Genomic DNA, 302 nt, shown 5'->3' on the forward strand with positions numbered 1-302 from the left:
GACGATACTCGCAAAGATTGTTACAGATGGGAAAGAAGACTTAAGAAGTGTGTATGACCCGACATGTGGGTCTGGGTCATTACTTTTACGTGTGGGTCGAGAAGCTAAAGTACGTAATTACTACGGTCAAGAGTACAATAGCACAACCTATAACTTAGCACGCATGAATATGTTACTTCACGATGTGAATTTCAAAGCCTTCCAAATTGAAAATGGTGATACATTAGAAGATCCAGCACATAAAGGTGAACAATTTGATGCTGTAGTCGCAAATCCACCATACAGTGCGAATTGGAGTGCTG

1 protein-coding gene is annotated in these 302 nt (G+C 40.7%); it reads left to right on the forward strand.

The genetic code is table 11. The features are described 5' to 3' along the window. On the forward strand, positions 1-302 hold a 302-nt coding region (locus tag HMPREF3264_RS10390), incomplete at both ends, for an HsdM family class I SAM-dependent methyltransferase (protein ID WP_141764485.1).

The sequence above is a fragment of the Staphylococcus sp. HMSC62A08 genome (genome assembly GCF_001839105.1).
In the GTDB taxonomy this organism is placed as follows: domain Bacteria; phylum Bacillota; class Bacilli; order Staphylococcales; family Staphylococcaceae; genus Staphylococcus; species Staphylococcus caprae.